We start from the raw sequence: 22,064 nt of genomic DNA, 5'->3' as shown, positions 1-22,064 counted from the left end.
CTTCCACGCAGACAGACTCATGACTGATCATCCCAGCCGCACGCTCGCGGCGTTCGCGGCCACGCTCGACTATCGCGCGATTCCTGCGCACGTCGTCGAGCGCACCGTCAATCTTTACGTCGACTGGCTCGGTTCCGCGCTCGGCGGCAAGGGCGCGCGGCCGGTCGAAACCCTCGCGCGTTTCGCCCGCACGGCGCGCGGCGCGCACAGCGCCGACGATGCGTGCGAGGTGGTGATCGACCGCACACGCACCACGCCGTATTTCGCGGCGATGGTCAACGGCGCGGCCTCGCATTTCGTCGAGCAGGACGACGTGCATAACGGCTCCGTGCTGCATCCGGCGACCGTGGTGTTTCCGGTGACGCTCGCGTTGGCGCAGGCGCTCGGCGCGTCGGGCGCGGAGTTCATCGCGGCGTCGGTGGCGGGCTATGAAGTCGGCATTCGCGTCGGCGAATTCATGGGACGTTCGCACTACAAAATATTTCACACAACAGGCACGGTCGGCACGATTGCGGCGGCCGCAGCAGCGGGGCGTCTGCTCAAGCTCACGCCCGACCAGATGCTCGACGCGTTTGGCTCGGCGGGCACGCAGGCGAGCGGGCTGTGGGAATTCCTGCGCGACGCGGCCGATTCCAAGCAACTGCACACGGCGATGGCGGCGGCCAACGGCTTGATGGCGGCGCAGCTCGCGGCCGACGGCTTTCGCGGCGCGCAGCGCATTCTCGAAGGCGCGCAAGGCATGGCAGCCGGCATGTCGAGCGACGCCGATCCCGCGAAGCTCGTCGATCGTCTCGGTGAACGCTGGGCCACCGTCGAGACCTCGTTCAAGTATCACGCGGCCTGCCGCCACACGCATCCGGCCGCCGACGCCTTGCTCGCGGTGATGGCCGAGCATCGGCTCACGCCCTCCGATATCGCGGCCGTGACCGCGCACGTGCATCAGGGCGCCATCGACGTGCTGGGCAACGTGGTGGTGCCTAGCACGGTGCATCAGGCGAAGTTCAATATGGGTACGGTGCTGGGCCTGTGCGCGTATCGCGGCTACGCGGGCGTGAACGAGTTCGAGCACGGTTATGCCGAAGCCGATATTGCCGCGTTCCGCGAGCGCGTGACGATGGCGCTCGACGAGGAAGTGGACCGCGCGTATCCGGCGCGCTGGATCGGCAAGGTGACGGTGACGACGCACGATGGCCGCACGCTGCGAGGACGCGTCGACGAACCGAAGGGCGATCCGGGCAATACGCTCTCGCGCGACGAGATTTCGTCGAAGTTCGTGCGGCTGGCCGCGTTCTCGCACGCGGCGGGCGAGCAGGAGGCGCGTGCTTTGCTCGATGATGCCTGGTCGATTGCGGATTGCGCGCGCGTGGGCGCGTTATTCGATTCGATCGAGTCGAAGGCGATGGCCTAAGCGCGCTTCGTCGAATCGATCGCAACGCATAAAAAACGCCGGGTTTTCCGGCGTTTTTTTATAGGCGAGACACGTGTCTCAACGCCGTTTATCGCGCACAAACCGCAAGGCGAAGCGCACGAGTTTCGGCATCGTTTCGGGCCGTAGCAAACGCGTGTCGTAGCCCGAAAAACGCCGGTCGTTTTCCGCCAGGCACAAACGCATGAGTTCCGGCACGCTGATATCGACATCGGTTACCGACTGCGCGCCGTTCATCGTGAAGTTATTGTCGTGCTGATGCTCATTGCCGTCGGCGTCCATCGCGCGCGCGAGGCCCACGCGCTCCCAGCCCAGAAACACCCAGACCGCAGCCACGCGTAACTCGAAGCCGATGCGCTGCCACCACGACAGCCGCGCGCGATGCCAGCCGATCCAGTTCGCGAACAGCAGGATATGGCGGCACTCTTCCTGCATCACCGGTTCGAAGGTGTCGATCAGTTCGGGCGGGAAGAGGCCCGAGCGCTTCGCGACTTCGAACAGGCCGAAGGCGAAGAAGCTGTCCACGCATTCGCTGTAGCCGGTGACGAGATAGGCCCATTCGGCGTCCTTCGGGAACACATAGGGCGGCTCGCTCGCGAGCGCGATGCCGTATGCCGCCACGAGGCGCGAGAGCACGTCCTTGTGGCGGTTTTCTTCCCAGGCGTTGAGCGCGAGGGCGGCGCGCATGTCGGGGTCGTCGAGCGAGGCGGCGTAGGCGGCCATGCGCAGCCGCGCCTTGCCCTCGGTCTGCACCGCGATGTCCCAGATCGGCAACTCGACGATGCGTTTGAGCGCGGCCGGTTCGAGCGTCGGCCATTCGAGCACGGCAGGGCGGTACGGATTGAAGGTTTCGCGAAACATGCGGCAGGTTTCGCTGCGATGCAGATCGGAGCCGGGTGTGAGCGGGCCGCTCGCCTTGCTGGTCCAGTGTCGGGTGGCGTAGTCCGCGGCGTCGAGCGCGCCACGGTCCGGGCGATGCTTCGGCAAGGGCGGCGCGCTGAAACCCGGAATGAGTTGCGCGGTGTCGAAGCTGTCGATGACCTGATCGTCCATCTGAAAGCGGCTCCAGGTTGGGCGGAATACGGCAATGACGCAAACACAAAATAAATGCGCGCTGAATACGGTATGAATGCGTGTGCCGGTTATTGCCGGTCATTCGGAGGCTGCCGCAATTCATGCCGATCATGATCGGTAATTGTGTCACTGATCGGCACTTGGTGTGCGTAAAGAGACCCGATTCAGATCACTGGATTCGGCTTGTATGCAGCGGGTAAATCGCCTATGCGCGTGGCGCGAAGTTTGTCCCTGTTTTTAGGGTGAAAACCGCATGCGACAGGTGTCGATCGTTTCGCTTTTGTGAACGATTGTTCTAGTCATTTCGATAAAAAGCATCATGGCAGCGCGCCGCTTTATGCCATTTTCATCGCGGCAATCCATGCGAATTACGCTGTGTATTAAATAGCACACGTACAGAGCGCGAGATTCCCATTCGATATAGCCTGTGCCGGAGGTTCGATTCGCCGCCACGCGGCGCATCACCGCTTTTTCGTCGTATGGAAGTCGAAACAGGGGGCGTCGCGCGCGGGCCTTGCCATGTCGGCGGCCTCACGCGGCGCCAGAGCCCGCCCTAACCGGAAGCTAGCCCGTGCGCATCCTGTCGATATTCGGAACGCGGCCCGAAGCCATCAAGATGGCGCCGCTCGTGAAGCGTCTTGAAGCGGAGCCCGGCGTGCAGTCGGTCGTCTGCGTGACCGGACAGCATCAGAGCATGTTGCAGCAGGTGCTCGACCTGTTCGACATCGTGCCGGCGCACAACCTCGCCGCGATGACCACCAACCAGACCTTGAACGGTCTCGCCGCGCGCCTGTTCACCGGCCTCGACGACGTGCTCGCCGCCGAGCAGCCCGAGCGCGTGCTCGTGCATGGCGACACGACCACGAGCATGGCGGGCGCGCTCGCGGCGTTTCATCGGCGCATTCCGGTCGGGCATGTGGAAGCGGGCTTGCGCACCGGCAATCTGTTCGAGCCGTGGCCCGAGGAGATGAACCGGCGCGTGGTGGATGTGGTCAGCGATCTGCTGTTCGCGCCCACCGCGAGTTCGCAGGCCAATCTCGACGCGGAGGCGCTCACCGGGCGCGTGGTCGTCACCGGCAATACGGTGATCGACGCGTTGCGCCTCATGTGTGCGCGGCTCGAAAGCGATACCGCGATGCGCGAGCGCATCGACGCGCAATTTCCCTTTCTCGAACCCGAAGACACGGGCAGGCCGCTGCTGCTCGTCACGGGGCATCGCCGCGAGAGTTTCGGCGCGGGCTTCGAGCACATCTGCGCGGCGCTCGCCGCGCTCGCGCAGACGGACAAGATGCAGATCGTCTATCCCGTGCATCTGAATCCGAATGTGCGCGGCCCCGTGCTCGCCACGCTCGGCAATGCGCCCAACGTGCATCTCACCGATCCGCTCGACTATCCCGAGTTCGTGCGGCTCATGCAGCGCGCGGCGATCGTGCTGACCGATTCGGGCGGCGTGCAGGAAGAAGCGCCCGCGCTCGGCAAGCCGGTGCTCGTGATGCGCGACGTGACCGAGCGGCCCGAAGCGCTCGCGGCGGGCACGGTCAAGCTGATCGGCACCGATCGCGCCGCGATTCAGCGCGCCGTGCTCGACCTCGTCGATAACGAGGACGAGCGCCGTGCGTTTGCGCGCCGCGTGAATCCGTATGGCGATGGGCACGCCTCGGAGCGCATCGTCGCCGCGCTGGTCGGCAAGCCGTTCACGCCGTTCGCGAGCCACGCCTTGCCCGGCTATCTGCATCCGGTGCTGGCCGCGCGTCCCGAAGCGTAGTGCGCTTCGCGTGCGCTTCAGACGCGCTTCGGCCGCTTCGTGCGCGGTCCGCGCCGCGCCGACCACTATGAGGTCCATGACGTGATATCGAATTCGACTTCGCATCGGATGGAGATGGTTGGTGATGCTAAAGAAAATCATCGCGAGCGGGGCTTGACGCATAGACCGATGCGGCGCGGCGGCGCGTATGCAGCCACGCTGCTGGGCACGATCTGCCTCGCATGGTGCGCGGCGGCGCAAGCCGCGCCCGGCGATCTCGCCGCTGCGTTCGCGCAGCTTGGCGCGGGGCGCGTGGAGTCGCGCACGGTGTCGCTCGCGGACCTCGGCGTGCGCGAGCCCGTCGTTTTGCGCGCGCCCGACATGGCGCAGGAACTCTATTTGCCGGTGCCCGCGAATCTGCCGATCGACAACGCCACGCTGCAACTCGATGCCAATTATCTGCGCGGCAACGGCGGCCGCACGACTTTCGTGCTCTCGCTCGATGGCTCGCCCGTGCAGGCGCGCACGCCCGCCGACGCTCACGGCGACGGCTCGCTAAGCATCGGCGTCGACGGCGCACCGCGCGCGTCGGGTTTCGTGCGCGTGGGGCTGCAATGGTCGTCGGTGCTCAACGATACGTTTTGCACGGACCAGACGGCCATCGCCAACCTCTGGCGCGTCGCGCCCACGACGCGGCTCACGTATCAGTTCGACACGTCGAGGATCGAGGACGTGCGCACCGCGTGGAGCGCGCTGCCCGCCAAACCCGTCGTCGCGATCGGCGCGGGTAAGCTCGATTCCGCCGCCTACGACGTGGCATGGCGGCTCGAAGCCTTGCTGATGCGCGGCGGCGCGACGCCCGTCACGCAGATCGTGCCCGCCGTCGGCGACACCGTGCATCTGGGCAGCGTGCAGGTGCCCGCCGCGTTGCAGGCGGTGCCCGCGTTCGCGGCGCTCGCGACGGGCGGCGATCACAAGCTCGCGAATCCTGCCGAACTCGGCGCGTTGATCGCGCTCGCGCCGGCGGGCGTGTTCGCGCCGAACGTCGTGGTCGTCGATGCCGCTTTGCGCGCGCGCACGGCCGAGGCGTTCGACGCGTTGCGTGCGCAGGTGCAAGCGGCGTCCGCCGATGCGAGCGCGGCGTTCGACGCATGGCGGCAGCGCGCGGGCGGCAAATTGCTCTCGGGCGCATCGGAGGGGGAGAAGGGGGAGGTCGCGCTCGCGCATCTGGGCGGACTGCCCGCCGTCGTGGTCGGCGACGACCTCGGTGTGAACGCGCTCTCGCGCGTGTGGAGCGGTATCGACGCGTCGAAGCGGCTCGTCGTGCACGAACTCGCGCCGTCGCCGAATCTGAGCGCGGGCGGCGACAGCGACCGTCTCGCGCTCTCGCTGATCGGCGGCACGCCACGAACGTTAGACGTGCTGACGAGTGCGGCGTGGGAGGCGCATTTCGATCTCGCGGCCGTGAGCGGCAACGGCAAGATCCCGCGCCGTGTGGTGCTCGATCTCGCCGCCGCGCCCGCCGCCGACCGCAACGGCCAGACCGCGTCGATCTTCTTCAACGGCGTACTGATCGGCTCGCATCTGCTCGACACCGACGGGCGCGCCCAGCGCGTGAGCGCCGACATTCCGGTCTACGCGCTCGGCACCACCAACACGCTGCGCGTGCTGTTCCAGCGCCAGCCCGCGGGCGGCTGCCGGCCGCGCGAGCAGGGTTATCCGGCGGCGGTGCTGCCGAGCAGTTATCTGGTGCTCGGCAAGGGGCCGCTCGGCGAGGATTTCACGGGCATGGTCGCGCGCTTCTCGCAGTCGTCGAGCGTGCTCGTGCCGCAAGCGTATCTCGCCGATCCGCTCGCGAGCCTGCCGCGCGTGGCGCGTCTCGCGAATGCGGTCGGCGTGTTGCCCGCGCGCGCGAGCCTTCAGGTCGTCGCCGATGGCCAGGCCGCGCAGCCCTCGGGAGCGTTCCTCGCCGCCGACGTGCCGCTCAATCAGGAGGCAGGCCACGCGAGTTTTGCCGATGGCCGCATCACGCTGAAGGGCCGCGGCGGCTCGACGCTCGTCGATATGTCGGGGCTCGCGCAGCTTGGCGTGATCGAAGTGGCGCGCGCGGGCAGTACGCCGGGCGTGCTGTATCGGAGCGTGGGCGCGCCGCCCGTGTTGCCCGCGAGCCTGCAACTGCTGCAGGGCGACGTGGCGATCGTCGACGGTTCGGGCGTGGTCAAGCAGTTCGATACGCAGTACGCGGGCGGTGTGCCGCCGGCCGACGATCAGCGCGGGTGGTTTACGCGTCACTGGACGGCCTGGGGCGTGCCGACCCTCGCCATCGCGCTGCTGCTGTTGCTGCTGATCGGCGCGGGCTGGGCGCGCAGCCGCGCACGCAAGCGCACGGCGGCCGCCGCGGCGGCGCAGGCCGAGAGTTCGAGCGCGCACGCGGGCAGCGGTCCCGACGACGGAGGGCCGGGCGCGGCCGGTGGCGGTGCGAATCCGCAGGGCTGAGCGTGAACTGGACCTCAATCGACTGGTGGCTGAACTACGTCGCCGGCCGCTATTACCAGGGCATGGAGTACCTGGCGGCGGCCGTGGCGGTCATCATCCTGCTGTCCAGCGTCGACGACCTCTTTATCGACGCGTGGTACTGGGTGCGCCGCACGATCCGCCACTTCACGGTCGAGCGCCGCTTTCAGCCCTTGCGCGCCGAGCAGCTTTACGACCGCGAGCAGCAGTGGCTCGCGATCATGGTGCCCGCGTGGCGCGAGGAGGACGTGATCGCGGCGATGGTCGAGAACGCCGTGAAGGTGCTCGATTACCGCAACTATGTGATCTTTGTCGGCACCTATCAGAACGATGCGGCGACCATCGGCGAAGTCGAGCGCATGCGGCGGCGCTACAAGCAACTGCATCGCGTGGAGGTGCCGCACGACGGGCCGACCTGCAAGGCCGATTGCCTGAACTGGATCGTGCAGGCGATCTTTCGCATGGAAGGCGAGGCGGGCATCGAGTTCGCGGGCGTGATCCTGCACGACAGCGAGGACGTGCTGCATCCGCTCGAACTGCGCTTCTTCAACTATCTCTTGCCGCGCAAGGACATGATCCAGTTGCCGGTGGCGTCGCTCGAACGCGAGTGGTACGAACTCGTGGCGGGTACCTATATGGACGAGTTCGCCGAGTGGCACGCGAAGGATCTGGTGGTGCGCGAGAGCCTCGCGGGCGCGGTGCCGTCGGCGGGCGTGGGCACCTGTTTTTCGCGCCGCGCGCTCGCGGGTCTCGCGGCGGAAACGAATAATCAGCCCTTCAATACCGAAACGCTCACCGAGGACTACGATGTGGGCGAGCGGCTCGGCCGCATGGGCATGCAGTCGATCTTCGCGCGCTTTCCCGTGCAGTTCGCCACGCGCCGCAAGTCGTGGTTCGGGCTCGGGCCGGTGCGCGAATTCACGCTCACGATGCCGCTGTGCGTGCGCGAGTATTTCCCCGATACGTTTCGGACCGCTTATCGTCAACGCGCGCGCTGGACGCTCGGCATCGGCCTGCAAGGCTGGGAGCAGACCGGCTGGGTCGGCTCGTTCGCGAACCGCTATCTGCTTGCGCGCGACCGCAAGGGCATTCTCACGGCGTTTGTCGGCATCGTCGCGTATGTGCTGCTGGTGCAGTTCCTGTTGTTCACGTTCGCCGATCTGCTCGGCTTGCGGCCCGATCTGATCGCGTCGCCGTTTTCCAATTCGCCGTTTCTCACCATCGTGCTCTGGGCCAACGGCGTCGCGCTGCTGATGCGCGTGGTGCAGCGCGTGTATTTCGTCTCGCGGCTCTATGGTTGGGAGCACGGGCTGTTGTCGGTGCCGCGCATGGTGATCGGTAATTTCGTGAACTTCATGGCTGTGTCGCGCGCGTGGAAGATGTATCTGAACTATCTGGTGACGGGCAAGCGTCTCGTATGGGACAAGACGATGCACGACTTTCCGTCGTCGGATGGCTTCAAGGACCGGCGTCAGCGGCTCGGCGAACTGCTGGTGTCGTGGCAGGCCATCGCGCCGGAGGAACTCGACAAGGCGCTCGCCGAGGAGCACGCGCAGGAGGCGCCGCTCGGCCGCGTGCTGATGGCGCACGGATGGCTCGACGAGGAAACGCTCGCGGAGGCGATTGCGTTTCAGGCCGACCTGCCGCGCGCGGCGCTCGACCGCGCGAAACTCATGCTGCATGCGCGGGACGTGCCGATCGAACTCGCGGTGCGTTATCGCGTGCTGCCGCAGGGCGACGACGGCGCAGGGCACCTGATCGTGCTCTGCGCGAGTCCGCTGACGAGCGAGGCGCTGGCCGCCTTGCGCGCGAAGACGGGGCGGCCGGTCGTGCAGCGTATCGCGCGCGAAGGCGAGATCGCGGATGGTTTGCGGCTGCTGCGCGGCGTGCCCATCGCGCAATCGGAAGAGGGCGATGCGGAGTCGGGTCGCGCGTTGCCATCCGGGAAAGCGCCCGCTGTACCGTTGCTCGGCGATCTGCTGATCGAACGCGGCGCGGTGAAACGCGCGGATTTCGAGGCCGCGCTGCAACGTTATCGTCCGGCGGAGCATGGGCGTATCGGCGACTATATGGTGGAGCAGGGCGTGATTTCGCGCGAGTCGCTGACGCAGGCCATCGCGGAGCAGGAGCGCATGCGTGACGCGGCGCAGGCGGCATCATGAGAAGGAATTCGAATCAATCGAATGTCGGCTCGATGAGGCCGGTGCCGCGCGCGCTGGCACTGGCCGCCGTGTGGCTGAGCCTCGGCGCGAGTGCGCCGGTGTGGGCGCAGGCGTCGCCGTCCGCGCCGACGGGCGGCGCGGCGCTGCCGCTCTCGGGCGCGGCTTATCGCGTCGCGCAACAGGGCTACGAGGCGTTCGGGCGGCACGATTACGCCGCCGCGCAGCGCTACGCGCGCGAGGCGATTCGGCAAAGGCCCGATGTGGCTTCGCTGCGTCTGCTGCTCGCCAATGCCGAGGCCGCGCAAGGCGATTGGCGCGCGGGCAGCCGCACGCTCTCGGAGGCCATCGCGCAACTCGGGCCGGAGCCTTCTCTGGTCGCGCGGCGTCAGGCGTTCGATGCGCAGATCGCGGCGCAGGCGCGACCGTCCGCGTCGCGGGGGACGCAAGCGGCGCAAGCGGCTCAAGCGGCTCAAGCAGGGAAACGCGCGCGTCCCGCGCAACCGGGACAAGGCTCGCCCGACAATCTCACGGGTCGCGCCTTCGTGCTCGCGCAGGACGCTTATCGCGCCTATGACGCGAAGGACTACGCGCGCGCATCGCGCGAGGCGAACGAGGCGATCGCGCTGCGGCCCGACGTGCTGCGTCTGCGCTTGCTCGCGATCGATGCGGCGCTCGCGCAAGGACAGGACGAGGCCGCGTGGCAACTCGCGCAGGATGCCGCGCCGCGCTTCGGTAACAGCGCGGAACTGCGCGCGCGCCGTTTGCAGGCAGGCGCGCGGCTCGCGCCGAAGTTCGCCGCCGCCGCGCAGGCGGCGCAGCAGCACGGCGATTTCGACGACGCCGCCACGCAGGCGCGCAAGGCGATTGCGTATGCGCCGGACCGGATCGGCTACCGGTTTCAACTGTTCGGCATCCTGATCGATAAAAAAGACATGCCCGCGCTCGACGCCGCCGCAAGCGATGCACTGAACGCGAATATCCAACCCCCGCTGATGCTCCGCGTGATGCGCGGCTACGCACGCGCGGCGCAAGGGCAAGCAGCGCAGGCCGACGCCGATTTCGCGCAGGCGCTGCAAGCCGAAGACGGCACGCCGCGCGAGCGGCGCGTGGCGCGCGTGATCGTCGCCGATGTTTGGACCGCGCAAGGCGAGCCGCAGCGCGCGCTCGACCTGCTCGCTCCGCTCGGCACGCAAGGCGACGACACCGATGTGTGGATCGCGGCGCGCCGCTATACGGCGCGTCAGGCGCTGGCGCACTCGCAACCGGATAACGTCACGCAAGGTGCGTCTCAGGTCGCGCACGATGCACGCCCGGTGCTCGACTGCGCGGTGGACGCGAGCGGCGCGGCCTGCGATATCTATGCCGCCGATGCGGGCTTCGCGGCGCGGCGCGCGTCGATTCTCGCGGCGCAGCGCGGCGACAAGGACGCGGCGGTGCAATACGCGCGCGCCGCAGTCGAGGCCGCGCCGCGCAATCCGCAGCATCGCGTCGAACTGATCGACGCGCTGGTCGCGCAAGGCGATCTGGATGGCGCGCGCCGCGAAGCGCGCGCGGCGCTCGATGCCGGTTTGCTCGACGCGATGCCGCCGCTCTCTGCCGCGTATCTCGCGCAGCGCGCGGGCGCCGACCGTCGCGCCTTCGAATATTTCTCGGAGGCCGACACAGCGGGACAGCTGCCGCCGCAAGCCGCCGGCGACGCGGGCTACAGCGCCTATCGCGCGTGGTTCGACCAGGCCGCCGCGCGCTATTTCGAACGCGCGATCGACTACGGCACGGCGCCGCCCGATGGCGTCGCGCCCGCCACCCTGCTGCAATTGCAGGACCTGCGCAACGCGCACGCCGACGTCACGCGCGACTGGGGGTTCATCGCGTCGATCAACTATCGCGGCGCGGGCTTGCAGCCTGGCGTGACGACCGGCTCGGTGCCGGGCTCGTACAACAACTGGCAGATGGGCGCCGAAGCTTACTGGCGTCCGTTCGGCTCGCTCGGCGACCGCAATTTCGAGGTCTATGCGCGCGTCTATCAGGACTTCGGCGCGAAGGGCGACGCGCCCAGCGGCGTCTCCACGGCGCTCGGCGCGATCGGCATGCGCGCGAAGCCGTTCGAATCGATCAACGCGGTGATCGCCTTCGAACGCCTGATCGCGATCGGCTCGCGCGCGCCCTCGGACTGGCTCGTGCGGCTCGCGTATTCGGGCGGCTTCGGCACCGAGCGCCGCCTCGATGTGCCGTCGTGGTGGACCGTGCAGGACTACGCCGAAGTCGGTCACTACCTGAGCAACGGCTGGAACTACGCGACCGGCTATTTCGAAGCGGGCCGCACGTGGCGGCTCGACGGCATCAGCCCAAAACTCACCGTGTTTCCCTATGGCGTGATCGGCATGGACTACGATTCGAGCATCAATCACAGCGTGCCCGTCGGCATGGGCGTGGGCGTGTCCGCGCGCTACTGGTTCCGCGATACCTTCTACGACGCGCCGCGCTCATATGTCGATGTCTCGGTGCAATACCGCTGGCGACTCACGGGCGACGACCGCGCGGGCGGCGTGTTCTTCGGCGCCGTGCTGTCTTACTGAGGGAGGGCGACATGGTGAGGCGCATCACGCAGGGTGGCGCGACGCTTGACGCGCGCGCGCCGGGTCTCGCGCGCCGCGGTGCGCGCGTGGCCGTGGCCGCGCTCTGTGCGCTCGCGGCGGCGGGCTGCACGCTGCAAGTGCCCGCGCACGCCGACGCGCTCGCGCAAGGCGTGGTCTGGCAGCCCGACAACGATCATCTCGATCTGCACGGCAACTGGGACAAGCTCGGCGTCAACGAACTGCTGGTGCAGTGGATCGCCGTCGACGAGGTCGCCTATATGGCGGGCGCGGGACTGCCCGCGCCGCGCGTGCCCGACTGGGTGCGAATCTCCAATGAGCCGTGGGCGCGCGGTGTGATCGTGGGCCTCGCGGGTTATGCGGACGAGAAGAAGGCGCGCGCGAACATGGAGGAACTCGTCGAGCGTTCGCTGCGGCTCGCGAAGGTGCGTCCGCCCGTGCATATCACCGGCTGGTATTTTCCGGTCGAAGCCGATCCCACCTGGGCCGACGCCGCGCGCATGGGCCCGCTGCTCGAACGCTTGCCGAAGCCGCTGTGGATCAGCGTGTACGACACCAGCAACATCGGCGGCGAGGCGTTCGCGAAGTGGCTCGACGGCTGGCTGCCGCGCGATGTCGGCGTGCTGTTGCAGGACGGTTGCGGCGTCTATGCGCGCGGCCCGGCGGCGGCGCGCGAATACGCGGATGCGCTCGCGGCGCATCTGGGCAAGAAGCGCGTGAGGATCATCGCGGAGGCGTTCAGGCCGAAGCAGGGCGGCGGCTTTCGCGCGGCCACCGCCGCCGAGCTGGCGCCGCAACTGGAGGCGTATCGCGGCTATCGCGTCTATGTGTTCGACGGGCCGCATTATCTGTCGCCGGAACTCGTCGACGGGTTGCTTGCGATACGTAAAGGCGCGGCGCGTTAGGCGGCGCGTTTTGAATCGCGCGCAGCGAAAAACGCAGCGCAAAAATCAACGCAACTGCGCAAACGCGATCAGCAGCACCATCGACCCGATCGCGCCATCGAGCACACGCCACGCGCTCGCGCGGCGGAACAGCGGCGCCATCGCTCGCGCGCCATAACCGAGTCCGACGAACCACACCGCGCTCACGGCCATTGCGCCGATCGCGAAGGCCAGCCGCGCACCTTGCGGCTCGCGCGCGCCCGCCGTGCCGATCAGCAGGAAGGTGTCGAGATAGACGTGCGGATTGAGCCACGTGAACGCGAGCGTCATTAGCATGATGGGCAGCGCGCGCTGCTCCGGCGCGTTCGCCTGGGTCTCGGCGTCGAGCACGGCGTGCGTGGGCTTCACCGCGCGCCGCAGCGCGCCGATGCCGAACCACACTAGCCACGCGAGCCCCGCATAGAGCACGAGATGCACGAAGGTCGGATAGCGCTCGACGAGCGCGGACGCGCCGCCCACCCCCGCGCCGATCAGGATGAAATCGGACAGCGTGCAGAGGATCACGATCTTGCCGATATGCGAGCGCAGGATGCCCTGGCGCAGCACGAATGCGTTCTGCGCGCCAATGGTGACGATGAGCGACGCGCACAGCGCCGCGCCATGAGAAAAAGCGAGCCAGTTCATGATGATGGGAAACGATGCGGCCGTGCCGGGCGGCGCGACGTGGACAGGAGCTGCGAATGGCGTTAGTCTGCGGCCGGAGGCGACTTAAGCAAAGCTGATTTTGTTAATCCCGATTAAGGAACGCTAATGCTCGATTATGCGCTGCTCGATGCGCTCGCCGCCGTGGTGCGCCACGGCTCGTTCGACCGCGCGGCCGGCGCGCTCAACATCACGCCCTCGGCGGTTTCGCAGCGCGTGAAGCTGCTGGAGGAACGCGTCGGCGCGGTGCTCGTCAAGCGCGGCCAGCCCTGCGTGGCGACGGCGGCGGGCGCGCTGCTGTGCCGCCACACCGAACGCGTGCAATTGCTCGAAGCGGAACTGGGCGGCGGCATGCCCACGGTCGCGGGTGCGATCGACGCCGCGCGGCCGACCTTGCGCGTGGCCGTCAACGACGACAGCGTGGGCACCTGGTTCATCGACGCCGTAGCGGCCTTTTGCGTAGAGCGCGGCATCCTGCTCGATCTGGTGATCGACGATCAGGACCACACGGCGCAGCGTATGCGCGACGGCAGCGTGCAGGGCGCCGTCACCACGCAGGCCGAGCCCGTGCAGGGCTGCCGTTCGACGCGTCTCGGGCGCATGCGCTATCTCGCGGTCTGTTCGCCCGAATTCTTCGCGCGCTATTTTGCCGATGGCGTGGGGCGCGAGTCGCTGCGCCGCGCGCCGTGCGTCGAATTCAATCCGAAGGACCAACTGCAAAAGCGCTTCGTGCGCCGGATCACGCGCGCGCAGGTGGACGCGCCGCTGCATTGGATTCCGCACGTCGCGGGCTTTTTGCGCTGCTGCGTGAGCGGCCTTGGCTGGGGCATGTGTCCCGAACGTATGATCGCGCCGCATCTCGAACGCGGCGAACTCGTTGAGCTCACCCCGGGCCGCGCGCTCGACGTCGAACTCTATTGGCAGAGCTGGCGTCTCTCGATCGGCTGGCTCGACGATTTCGGCGCGATGCTGCGCCGCCAGGCGGCGGTCTATCTCGATCAGGGCCGCGCTTGAGCAGCGGGTTCGGCAACGCTGCGCAGGCAGCGCGTGCATCGCTTCACGACGGCGGCATGCGTGATTCACGGTATCCGCCTTTCACCCGCTATTAGCCGCCATTTGAATTGTTGTTATCCGTGCGGGGAATCGCCGTGACTATTGGATGACGCGCGCCGCGCCCAATTGGTGCAATCGCGTGGGAATGCCGTGGCAATGGGCTTGAAATCCCTCATGACAAAACGGCTAAAGCGCAATTCATTTTTCATTAATGCCGCGCGGAATAGAGGCGTGTCTCACAATTCAGATCTGTAAGGCGCGCGGCGGCGCGTGCGACAATTCGCGGCGCTGCGGCGCGACTATCCGCACGCGAAATCCCACTGCGCATCGGTCTTAAGACGGCCATGCGTTTCATTGATCGGTCAACGGCGGCCAATCTGCGCGCATGCGCGTTGCTATGCGGCATGGATTCAGGCCGTTTCCTGCTCAGGCCCGCCACATAAGGCGCTGCGGCTGCTGCGCGGCGAATGTGTTGAATAGCTTAATAGTATTGCTAATAGGCAAATTTGCTCGTCTTAGTACTTGCCGTCCGGTTACTTTTTCCTGGTGGCAATGTTAAAAATCAACAAATTCACGAAAAAAGTTCCGAATGTAAAGAAACCATCATTGCGCTCAGATAGTCAGACTTGAAAAATCGACGTCTCGTATTTCGTGATTCAGAATTATCGTGTGAAAATTCAGTTTTTTCTGTGGACGGCGAGAATCGCGCGCTATAATCCCGGCGTGGCAGAGTGCTTATTCGACCGGCATATTTGAATCGTTTCCGCGTGCACGAGGTGCATTATGACGAAATTAGATACCGGCAGCGCATGGCAACAAACCATTGATCTTCTGACAGCCGCTTCGGAGCCTATCAGTCCCGACGGCGAGCCCATGGGCTTCAGAAGCTGCAAACCGGTACCCATCACACGCAGCGCATCGGAGGCGGCCAACCGGCGCCGCGCCACGGTGCGGTCGTGGGATGCGCAGGGCATTACCTTGATCCGGCGTCACGATCCGGACAGCATCACCGTATGCTGGAGCGACGCCACTTACGGGCGCTACTCCGACCAGTTGTGGCGGGTGTGCACCGCGCGTCGCAGTGCAGTGTGCGCGTTGACCGGCGAGAAGATCCGCCGGGGCGACGCGGTGTTCCGTCCGAGCCCGAATCGCCGTCATCGTCCGGCCAACGCCGACGCGATGATCCTCGCGAGCAAGCTCGACGCGTTTCCGAATGGCGTCGTCGCCGCGCGTCTCGACGAGGCGCTCGCGGCCTGAAGCGGTGCAACCGGGCCTCGGGCCCGCGCGCTGGCTGAAGGGTGGAGCGGGTGCAGGCAGCAGCAGGCGCATCCGCAGCAGTAGCCTCGCGGTGGCTCATTCGTGCTACGTGCTTTTTCTTCAAGACAGGCCGGTTCGTCCGGCCTGTCTTGTCTCGTCTTTACTCATCCGTACTCATCCGTACTCATCCGTACTCATCCGTACTCCTTCGCACCGGGTTGCACGTCTGCTGGCGCGTTGATGGCGGCGGTAGCGCCGATATCGTCGCTATGACGTCGCGCATGTGACAAGCCCCCGCCGCATCGCTGCGACGGGGGCTTGTTTTTTGCTGCTCGCCTTGCGTTCGACGATTCCGTCTGACGATTTCCGCGAGGCTTAAGCCGGCGCGTCTCGCGGCGTTTCTTCTTCAATCGTCTCGCGCGTTTCGGGCATCACGAGCCACACCAGCACGACCGCCGCAGCACCCGCGGCCGCGAGGCCAAGGAAGCTCACGGTATTGCCGAAATGGTCGGCGATAAAGCCCGCGAGCGCCGTCGAGAGCGTGGCGCCGATGCCCGCCGACAACCCGAACAGCCCGATACAGAGGTTGTAACGGCCTTTGCCGCCCGCCACGTCGGCGGCGATCAGCGGCAGCATCACGCCGAACACGGCGGCCGAGAGACCGTCGAGCATCTGCACCGGCACGAGGAAGTACGGGTTGCCGACGGCGGCGAACAGCAGCGCGCGTATCGGCAGGGCGCTGAAGCCGAGGATCAGCACGGGACGGCGTCCCCAGAGCTGCGAGGTGCGCCCGACCCACGGCGACATCATCGCGACGATCGCCTGCGGCACGATGATGCAAGCCGCAATCACGAGCTGCACGTTGTCGCCCATGCCGGCCGTCACTTCGCCCGCCGCGAGGTTCAGCATCGCCGCGTTCGAGAGGTGGAACAGCACGACGCAGGCCGCGAACGTGAGCATGCGCTTGTCACGCAGCAGGTCGAGAATGGTCTCGCGTGCCTCGCCATCCGCAGCGGTCTCGCCGTTGCCGGGCGTGGCGGACTTGAGCGGTTTCGGCGCGTTCGCGTGCTTGTCGTATTCGATCATCGCGAGCGCGACGAGCGCCGGCAGCGCCAGCGCGGCCGTCAGCCAGAACACCGCGCGTGGCGAGATGTACTCGCCGCACAGCCCCATCAGCCCGGCGGCGACGGCGCTGCCGATGGACGCCCAGCGCGCATTGCGCCCGAGCCGGTCGCCGAGATTCTGGCGGCCCACCAGCGCGAGCGCGAGCGCGGCCATCGCGGGCACCAGCATGCAGCTCGCGAAGCCGTGGAACACCTCGGCGGCCATCACGGGAACCACGGTCGGACTGGACGCCAGCAGCACCGCCGAGGCGATGATCGCGATGATCGCCCAGGCCGCGGCGGCCTTCTTGTTCTTGAGGGCGTCGACGGCCGCGCCGCCCGGCACCTGGCTCACCATCGCGCTGATCGTGCCGACCGAGAGCGCGAGGCCGATCTCGCCCTGCGTCCACTTGTGCGAAGCCAGATACGAAGCGATGAACGGCCCGAAGCCCGTCTGCACGTTCGCGACGAAGAAGTTCAGCCAGTCGAGCGCGCGCACGCTGCGGAGACTGGGGGTGAGTTGCGTGGTCTTCCCGATCATTGGGCACCGCGCGCGGGAGCGGCCGGGGCCGGATTCGGGCTGACGGCGCGCACCGGCTGATCGTTCGCATAGGGCGGCGAGGCGTCCACCTGCTGGTCGCTCATCTCGATCTGCGCTTCGAGCGCGTTGTTCTTCGTGACGAAGTGCAGCGCCGACCAGTCGGCCGCGATCGTGTGGCGCTTCTCCAGCGTGCCGCTCACGTCGAGCACGACCGCGAGCGGATCGGCGCCGCCGTCGAGCAATACGTCGACCACGCGGCCCACCTTGGCGCCGTTGGCGCGCTCCACCGTCGCGTCGATCAGCGGCAGGCGCGTCGGGCTGGCCTCGCCGACGCCGGGCTGCGCGCCGCCGGACTTGGGCCGGTCGGTCAGCTGCAACTGCGCGGGCGTGAGCGCGAGCGTGATGGCCGGCGTCTTCGGCTGCGGATTCACGCGCACGGCGCTCCACGGGAAGCTCGCCTTGCGGTCGCCGATGCCCATGAAGCCTTGCAGATTGACGACGACCTCCTGCGGCTTGCCGCCGGGGCCCGCGACCATGTCGACGGCGCGGCCGACTACCTTGCCGTCGGTTTTTTGCACTTCGCTGTCGAGCAGCGTGCGGAAGGTGCCGCGCTCGATCACGTGGCTCTGCACGAGCGGCGGCGGCGGCGGCGCGACCGGCGCGCTGGCCGGCGCGGGCGGCGGCGGCGCGGGGCGCTTGCGGCGCACCGGCGCGGGACGCGGCTTGCGCGGCGCGGGCCTGGCTTCGGGCGTTTCGGTTTCGCTGGCGGCTTCGGGCGCGGAGGCGGCCTCGGGCTCGCTCGCGATATCCGGCTCGCTCGCGGCCACGGGCGCCTCCGGCTCGGGCGGCGGCGGCGAGCGGAACAGGCTGCATCCCGACAGCACGGCTGCGACGAGCAGAGCGGAAAGGGTCGGAAGATTTACAACAGGACGTGCGAAACCGCCTCTCATCAACAGGAACTCCTTGGAGCGCCAGCGCGGGCTTGCGCACAGGCGCGCCGCGCGGCGGGGTCAAACCGGGTCGTGAGAGTTTAACCCGCGCGACGGCGCAATCCGCTTAAAACGGCCCTTTTTGCGTCTTTCCAGCCCTTTTATCCCGCGATTTCGACGACAAAAGTGCGTCGAAGCGGTGAAAGCCGCGATTTTCCCGCAGCGCGGGCGGAGCACGCCGGTTTCGCATCCGGCCGGTTCGGCTGGCGGGGTCGCGCAAGATGCGGACCCGCCGCGCGGGCATTCGATTCGTCCATCGGCCCGCTGCCCGCAGGTCGCCGCGCGCCGCCCGAAGCGCCGGGGTAAACGCGGGGGCGGCCCGCCCGCTGGGCCTTGTTCACGGCGATATAAGCCTCGCGGCATGTCCTCAATGCGATTTACGCGATGGGAGCGCATGACGCGTTCGCCTAACCTTCGATCCAGCATAAAAACATGTCCACCGATAGAGACAGCGCCTCCGAAGGCGCGCCCGGCTGGCGTCGACACGACAACTCAACAGACGAGACGAACCTGATGACGGGACCGCGCGCATCGACGCCGGTCCGTTTCAGCATGCTGATAAAGGAGGCACTCATGCTCGACCCCCACGCCCGGCCATTGGCCGACGCCGCCGAACTGACCGCTGACCTCGCCGTGGTCCGCGACGGCGATCCCCGCGACACCCTCGACGCCGCCCGCGCGACGAGCCTGCTCGAACGCTATTTCGACATCGCCGCGCGCGGCAGCTCGGTGCGCCAGGAGGGCATCGCCGGCGTCACGACCTTCCTCGCGATGGTCTATTCCGTGTTCGTCGTGCCGGGCATGCTCGGCAAGGCGGGCTTCGACACCAGCGCGGTCTTCGTGGCCGTCTGCCTGACCACCGCGTTCGGCTCGCTGCTGATGGGCCTGTGGGCGCGCCTGCCGATCGCCATCGGCTGCGCCATTTCGCTGACGGCGTTCACCGCGTTCGGCCTCGTGCTCGGCAAGGGCCTCAAGCCCGAAGTCGCGCTCGGCGCCGTGTTCCTGATGGGCCTCGTATTCACGGGGATTTCCGTCACGGGCGTGCGCTCGTGGATCCTGCGCAACCTGCCGCACGGCATCGCGCATGGCACGGGCATCGGCATCGGGCTGTTCCTGCTGCTGATCGCCGCCAATGACGTGGGCCTCGTCGTCAAGAATCCGGGCGCGGGCCTGCCTGTCTCGCTCGGCCACATCACCTCGCTGCCGGTCATCCTGTCGGTGGTCGGGCTCGCGGCGATCTTCGGCCTCGTGCGCCGCCGCGTGCCGGGCTCGATCCTGATCGTGATCGTGGCGATCTCCGCGCTCGGGCTCGCGCTCGATCCGGCCGTGACGTTTCATGGCGTGTTCGCGTGGCCGTCGCTGTCGGCGCCCGGTCATGCCTCGCTGATCGGCGCGATGGACATCAAGGGCGCGCTCTCGCTGACGGTGCTGCCGAGCGTGCTCGCGCTCGTGATGACGGCCGTGTTCGACGCCACCGGCACGATCCGCGCGGTGGCCGGGCAGGCGGGCCAGCTCGACGCCGACGGCCGCATCGTCAACGGCGGCCGCGCGCTGACGGCCGACTCGGTCAGCTCGATCTTCTCGGGCTTCTTCGGCGGCGCGCCGGCGGCGGCCTACATCGAATCGACGGTGGGCGTGGCGGCGGGCGCGAAGACCGGCATGGCCGCCGCCGTGGTGGGCGTGCTGTTCCTCGCGGTGATGTTCTTCGCGCCGCTCGCGGGCCTCGTGCCGTCGTACGCCACCGCGCCCGCACTCATGTACGTGGGCCTGATGATGCTCTCGAGCGTCGCGCGCCTCGACATGAGCGACATGGTCGATTCGATGGCGGGCCTCGTCTGCGCCGTGTTCATCGTGCTGACCGCCAACATCGTCACGGGCATCATGCTCGGCTTCTCCACGCTGGTGATCGGCCGCGTGGTGAGCGGCGAGATCAAGAAACTCAACGTCGGCACGGTCATCATCGCCGTGGTGCTCGCGGCGTTCTACCTGGGCGGCTGGGCCATCTGACGCGTGTTGCGCTCAGACGGTCCGGTCTTCGGCGGGACGCCGCTACGGCGGTCCGTCCGGCCGGCTTCACGGCTCGCGTTCGCCTGGCGGCGGCGCGGGCCGTGCGGCATTTTATGGGCGCGCGAAGCGTGGATTCATTAGTGCTCGCCGCCGCATCGATTGTGCGATGCCGCGTGATTTACCGCGCGAACCGCGTGATTAACGCGTATTCGACCCCGTCATTCAGCGGCCGATTTACTGGGCGATTTGCCGCCGGATTTGGCCGGTTGAGCACGTGTTTTACTGGCCGATTTATTGCCGGAACCGGCAAAAATCGCGCGCCTTGACTTCCGCGTCTCGCGTCCTATGCTAAACCGCATGGTTAAGTATGAAGACGACGCGTTGAACCGCACCTTCGCCGCGCTCGCGGACCCCACGCGGCGCGCGCTGCTCGCGCGGCTCGCCCAGCAGGACGCGCTCTCGGTGAGCGCGCTCGCGCAGCCGTTCGCGATGTCCTTGCCCGCCGTGATTAAGCATCTCGACGTGCTCGCCGAGGCGGGCCTCGTCACCCGCGAGAAAACCGGACGCACAGTCGCGTGCCGCCTCGCGGCCGCGCCGATGGAGGACGCGATGCAGTGGCTCGCGCACTATCAGCGCTTCTGGAACGACGCACTCGATCGTCTCGCCGCTTTCGTGGAGGAAGACGCATGTCCAGCCGACCCGAACATTTCGCCGCTACAGGCGGCGCCAGCGCTGCAAGCGACGCAGCCCGTGCAGCCGACGCCGCCCGAGGCGTCCCCGTTCTCATTCTCCGCCGCCGACTCGACGCGAACGCCTGCAAGGTCTACGCGGCATGGACGCAAGCGGCGCAACTGATGCGCTGGATGCATCCGCTCGACACGACCTGTCTGCACGCCGAAGCCGACGTGCGCGTGGGTGGACGCTTTCGCGTGATCATGCGCTCGCCCGACGGCGAGGAGCACGACGTGAGCGGCACGTATCTCGAGATCGTGCCCGAGCAGAAACTGGTGTTCACGTGGGCGTGGCGCAGCACGCCCGAGCGCGAATCGCGCGTGAGCGTCGTGCTGCGCGCAGAAGGCGAAACCACCGAACTCACGCTGCGCCACGAACGTCTTTTCGACGAAGAGACGCGCGACGCGCATCGCGATGGCTGGTCGAGTGCGTTCGACCGGCTGGTGGAATTGTTCGAGTAAGCATCGACGATCAACCGAAGGAGGAAGACATGATGGAGCCGCACAAGATTGTTTCGGAGGCCGAATGGTTGAAGGCGCGCGAGGCGCTGCTCGAAGACGAGCATGCATTCACGCATGCGCGCGACGCGCTGGTCGCCAAACGCCAGGCGCTGCCGTGGGTCAAGGTCGAGAAAACCTATACCTTCGAGACGCCGCACGGTCCGCGCACGCTCGCCGAACTGTTCGGTTCGCGCAGCCAGTTGCTGACCTATCACTTCATGCTCGGCCCGGACTGGGAAGAGGGCTGCCCAGGCTGCTCATTTCTCTCCGATCACGTCGACGGCATGCTGCCGCATCTGGAGCATCACGACGTGACCTATGTGGCCGTCTCGCGCGCGCCGCTCGCGAAAATCGCAGCGTTCAAGGAGCGTATGGGCTGGCGGTTTCCGTGGGTGTCGTCGTTTGGCAACGCGTTCAACTTCGACTTCAACGTGTCGTTTTCCGAGGCCGACAAGGCACGCGGCAAGGCGCGCTACAACTATCGCGAACAGGACTACGTGAGCGACGAATTGCCGGGTATCAGCGCGTTCTATCGCGACGAGGCGGGGCAGGTTTATCACACGTATTCGGCGTATGCGCGCGGCGTCGAGTTGCCGATCGCGACTTACGCGATGCTCGAATTCACCGCGAAAGGCCGCAACGAAACGCACGATATGAACGAGTGGATGCGCCACCACGACCGCTACGACGACAGCCCGCAGACGCACGCGTGTTGCGCGCACGACAAGTCGGAACATTGAGCGGATGAATCTCGCCGTCAGGCGGCGAAGGCGCGCGGAAAG

At 67.2% G+C, this 22,064-nt stretch carries 15 protein-coding genes and 1 pseudogene; 12 read left to right on the top strand and 4 right to left on the bottom strand.

What is annotated here, in order from left to right; genetic code table 11:
• Positions 1 to 19 precede the first annotated feature (19 nt).
• Positions 20 to 1,408 carry an MmgE/PrpD family protein gene (locus U4Y88_RS06765; RefSeq protein WP_321783086.1) on the top strand — a complete coding sequence of 463 codons (1,389 nt, stop codon included), beginning with the start codon at positions 20 to 22 and terminating at the stop codon, positions 1,406 to 1,408.
• Between the two features lie 78 nt (positions 1,409 to 1,486).
• Here U4Y88_RS06765 and U4Y88_RS06760 read toward each other — a convergent pair whose 3' ends face one another.
• On the bottom strand, positions 1,487 to 2,479 hold the full coding sequence (locus U4Y88_RS06760) for a ferritin-like domain-containing protein (protein ID WP_321783084.1): 993 nt from the start codon (positions 2,477 to 2,479) through the stop codon (positions 1,487 to 1,489).
• 592 nt (positions 2,480 to 3,071) lie between these two features.
• Between U4Y88_RS06760 and wecB the strand changes: the two genes are divergently transcribed.
• The 5 genes from wecB to U4Y88_RS06735 all read left to right on the top strand — a co-directional run bounded on the left by wecB (position 3,072) and on the right by U4Y88_RS06735 (position 12,419).
• Positions 3,072 to 4,265: a non-hydrolyzing UDP-N-acetylglucosamine 2-epimerase gene (wecB, locus tag U4Y88_RS06755; protein ID WP_321783082.1), complete on the top strand. Its 1,194-nt coding sequence runs from the start codon at positions 3,072 to 3,074 to the stop codon at positions 4,263 to 4,265.
• A gap of 153 nt (positions 4,266 to 4,418) precedes the next feature.
• On the top strand, positions 4,419 to 6,740 hold the full coding sequence (locus tag U4Y88_RS06750; protein ID WP_321783080.1) for a cellulose synthase: 2,322 nt from the start codon (positions 4,419 to 4,421) through the stop codon (positions 6,738 to 6,740).
• A 2-nt stretch (positions 6,741 to 6,742) separates the two neighbouring features.
• Positions 6,743 to 8,920 (top strand): glycosyl transferase family protein, encoded by a 2,178-nt coding sequence (locus U4Y88_RS06745; protein WP_415774406.1) that lies wholly within the window; start codon positions 6,743 to 6,745, stop codon positions 8,918 to 8,920.
• Positions 8,917 to 11,496, top strand: coding sequence for an NfrA family protein (locus U4Y88_RS06740; protein ID WP_321783078.1), 2,580 nt, complete (start codon positions 8,917 to 8,919; stop codon positions 11,494 to 11,496). The genes U4Y88_RS06745 and U4Y88_RS06740 overlap by 4 nt, the downstream gene beginning before the upstream one ends.
• Before the next feature lie 11 nt (positions 11,497 to 11,507).
• Positions 11,508 to 12,419, top strand: coding sequence for a hypothetical protein (locus tag U4Y88_RS06735; protein WP_321783076.1), 912 nt, complete (start codon positions 11,508 to 11,510; stop codon positions 12,417 to 12,419).
• Positions 12,420 to 12,464: 45 nt separating this feature from the next.
• Here the strand turns inward: U4Y88_RS06735 and U4Y88_RS06730 are convergent, their stop codons facing one another.
• Positions 12,465 to 13,082 carry a LysE/ArgO family amino acid transporter gene (locus tag U4Y88_RS06730; protein WP_310631695.1) on the bottom strand — a complete coding sequence of 206 codons (618 nt, stop codon included), beginning with the start codon at positions 13,080 to 13,082 and terminating at the stop codon, positions 12,465 to 12,467.
• Positions 13,083 to 13,208: 126 nt separating this feature from the next.
• Here U4Y88_RS06730 and U4Y88_RS06725 point away from each other — a divergent pair, with 126 nt between their 5' ends.
• Both U4Y88_RS06725 and U4Y88_RS06720 read left to right on the top strand, forming a co-directional pair.
• The gene (locus U4Y88_RS06725) at positions 13,209 to 14,114 is read left to right on the top strand and encodes a LysR family transcriptional regulator ArgP (protein ID WP_224012453.1); all 906 of its coding nucleotides are present in this window, start codon (positions 13,209 to 13,211) and stop codon (positions 14,112 to 14,114) included.
• Positions 14,115 to 14,936: 822 nt separating this feature from the next.
• A complete protein-coding gene (locus U4Y88_RS06720; protein ID WP_224012454.1) occupies positions 14,937 to 15,410 on the top strand; it encodes a DUF3331 domain-containing protein in 474 nt (157 codons plus the stop codon).
• A 375-nt stretch (positions 15,411 to 15,785) separates the two neighbouring features.
• Here the strand turns inward: U4Y88_RS06720 and U4Y88_RS06715 are convergent, their stop codons facing one another.
• Both U4Y88_RS06715 and U4Y88_RS06710 read right to left on the bottom strand, forming a co-directional pair.
• Positions 15,786 to 17,054 carry an MFS transporter gene (locus U4Y88_RS06715; protein ID WP_321783075.1) on the bottom strand — a complete coding sequence of 423 codons (1,269 nt, stop codon included), beginning with the start codon at positions 17,052 to 17,054 and terminating at the stop codon, positions 15,786 to 15,788.
• The gene (locus U4Y88_RS06710) at positions 17,051 to 18,004 is read right to left on the bottom strand and encodes a PRC-barrel domain-containing protein (protein WP_224012456.1); all 954 of its coding nucleotides are present in this window, start codon (positions 18,002 to 18,004) and stop codon (positions 17,051 to 17,053) included. Before U4Y88_RS06710 ends, U4Y88_RS06715 begins: the two co-directional genes overlap by 4 nt.
• Before the next feature lie 729 nt (positions 18,005 to 18,733).
• Here U4Y88_RS06710 and U4Y88_RS06705 point away from each other — a divergent pair.
• From U4Y88_RS06705 to U4Y88_RS06690, 4 genes and pseudogenes are all read left to right on the top strand, one after another.
• A pseudogene (locus U4Y88_RS06705) lies at positions 18,734 to 20,050 on the top strand (NCS2 family permease); the annotation flags it as partial.
• Between the two features lie 357 nt (positions 20,051 to 20,407).
• Positions 20,408 to 20,905: a metalloregulator ArsR/SmtB family transcription factor gene (locus tag U4Y88_RS06700; protein WP_321783073.1), complete on the top strand. Its 498-nt coding sequence runs from the start codon at positions 20,408 to 20,410 to the stop codon at positions 20,903 to 20,905.
• Entirely contained in the window at positions 20,905 to 21,243 is a 339-nt protein-coding gene (locus tag U4Y88_RS06695; protein WP_321783071.1) for an SRPBCC domain-containing protein, read from the top strand. Before U4Y88_RS06700 ends, U4Y88_RS06695 begins: the two co-directional genes overlap by 1 nt.
• Before the next feature lie 32 nt (positions 21,244 to 21,275).
• Entirely contained in the window at positions 21,276 to 22,022 is a 747-nt protein-coding gene (locus U4Y88_RS06690) for a thioredoxin family protein (RefSeq protein WP_310634286.1), read from the top strand.
• Positions 22,023 to 22,064 lie beyond the last annotated feature (42 nt).

This window comes from Paraburkholderia sp. J94 (assembly GCF_905220285.1).
In the GTDB taxonomy this organism is placed as follows: domain Bacteria; phylum Pseudomonadota; class Gammaproteobacteria; order Burkholderiales; family Burkholderiaceae; genus Paraburkholderia; species Paraburkholderia tropica_A.
Note: the sequence above shows the minus strand (reverse complement) of the source record. Positions and strands in the feature narration are given on the sequence as shown.

Coding starts and splice junctions, on each gene's coding strand:
- U4Y88_RS06760 (WP_321783084.1), bottom strand. CDS start 2,479: ATGGACGATCAGGTCATCGACAGCTTCGACACCGCGCAACTCATTCCG.
- U4Y88_RS06740 (WP_321783078.1), top strand. CDS start 8,917: ATGAGAAGGAATTCGAATCAATCGAATGTCGGCTCGATGAGGCCGGTG.
- U4Y88_RS06690 (WP_310634286.1), top strand. CDS start 21,276: ATGGAGCCGCACAAGATTGTTTCGGAGGCCGAATGGTTGAAGGCGCGC.
- U4Y88_RS06720 (WP_224012454.1), top strand. CDS start 14,937: ATGACGAAATTAGATACCGGCAGCGCATGGCAACAAACCATTGATCTT.
- U4Y88_RS06725 (WP_224012453.1), top strand. CDS start 13,209: ATGCTCGATTATGCGCTGCTCGATGCGCTCGCCGCCGTGGTGCGCCAC.
- U4Y88_RS06715 (WP_321783075.1), bottom strand. CDS start 17,054: ATGATCGGGAAGACCACGCAACTCACCCCCAGTCTCCGCAGCGTGCGC.
- U4Y88_RS06765 (WP_321783086.1), top strand. CDS start 20: ATGACTGATCATCCCAGCCGCACGCTCGCGGCGTTCGCGGCCACGCTC.
- U4Y88_RS06695 (WP_321783071.1), top strand. CDS start 20,905: ATGCGCTGGATGCATCCGCTCGACACGACCTGTCTGCACGCCGAAGCC.
- U4Y88_RS06730 (WP_310631695.1), bottom strand. CDS start 13,082: ATGAACTGGCTCGCTTTTTCTCATGGCGCGGCGCTGTGCGCGTCGCTC.
- U4Y88_RS06735 (WP_321783076.1), top strand. CDS start 11,508: ATGGTGAGGCGCATCACGCAGGGTGGCGCGACGCTTGACGCGCGCGCG.
- U4Y88_RS06710 (WP_224012456.1), bottom strand. CDS start 18,004: ATGAGAGGCGGTTTCGCACGTCCTGTTGTAAATCTTCCGACCCTTTCC.
- U4Y88_RS06700 (WP_321783073.1), top strand. CDS start 20,408: ATGGTTAAGTATGAAGACGACGCGTTGAACCGCACCTTCGCCGCGCTC.